This is a genomic window from Oceanobacillus senegalensis, from assembly GCF_900176885.1.
Classification (GTDB): Bacteria; Bacillota; Bacilli; order Bacillales; family Amphibacillaceae; genus Oceanobacillus; species Oceanobacillus senegalensis.
The window spans coordinates 3,239,341-3,240,353 of record NZ_LT839648.1; the positions used below are offsets into that span (position 1 = coordinate 3,239,341).

General features: G+C 46.5%; 1 protein-coding gene and 1 tRNA gene. Both read right to left on the reverse strand.

All coding sequences use genetic code 11. The features are described 5' to 3' along the window. Window positions 1-6 precede the first annotated feature (6 nt). The gene (locus CAO17_RS21445) at window positions 7-273 is read right to left on the reverse strand and encodes a hypothetical protein (RefSeq protein ID WP_218775516.1); all 267 of its coding nucleotides are present in this window, start codon (window positions 271-273) and stop codon (window positions 7-9) included. 223 nt (window positions 274-496) lie between these two features. Next, window positions 497-569: transfer RNA gene (locus CAO17_RS15640), tRNA-Ala, on the reverse strand. Between the last annotated feature and the right edge of the window lie 444 nt (window positions 570-1,013).

Here is a 1,013-nt window from a genome sequence, read left to right on the forward strand (position 1 = left end):
TTTTGACTACAGGGCTGTTACCCTCTTTGGCTCATCTTTCCAGATGGATTCGTCTAAAGAATTCCTTTGTAACTCCATGTGGAGTGTCCTACAACCCCAGAGAGCAAGCTCTCTGGTTTGGGCTGTTTCCGTTTCGCTCGCCGCTACTTGGGAAATCGCATTTGCTTTCTCTTCCTCTGGGTACTGAGATGTTTCAGTTCCCCAGGTATGCCTCTTGTGCCCTATGTATTCAGACACAAGTCCTGTTCCATTACGAACAGTGGGTTTCCCCATTCGGAAATCTCCGGATCAATGCTTACTTACAGCTCCCCGAAGCATATCGGTGTTAGTCCCGTCCTTCATCAGCTCCTAGTGCCAAGGCATCCACCGTGCGCCCTTATTCACTTAACTAAAGTTACAATGAATAAGCGTGCTAATAAAATTAGCCTTGCTTTACAATAAATCTATTTGATGTCATTTGTTAGATTACTCTTATTTAGTTTTCAAGGTGCAAAAATGGAGCCTAGCGGGATCGAACCGCTGACCTCCTGCGTGCAAAGCAGGCGCTCTCCCAGCTGAGCTAAGGCCCCGTATTCAATTGAGGACATTTACTCTCTCAAAACTGAACCAAACAACCAAGTATGATTTTTCCAAATAAATATTTAGATATTCCGTATAATCTAGCTCCAACGCCCAGCGAGACTTCCTTCACCTCCGTACGATAAGTCAACATCAACTCACTATTAAATGAAGGCCGACTAAAATCGGGCGTTGCGCCCAACATCGGCATACCCCTATGAAGGGGCATGTTTTCTTTATCTTGGAATAGAGGAATGTTCGATTAATATCACCACTTTGCGTGGTAACATCGAACCACCTGGCATGGCCAGGCGCAGTCCGTACGTCGCTAAACGGGCGTTTACGCTTTTTCATTTCCTTAGAAAGGAGGTGATCCAGCCGCACCTTCCGATACGGCTACCTTGTTACGACTTCACCCCAATCATTGGTCCCACCTTCGGCGGCTGGCTCCAAAA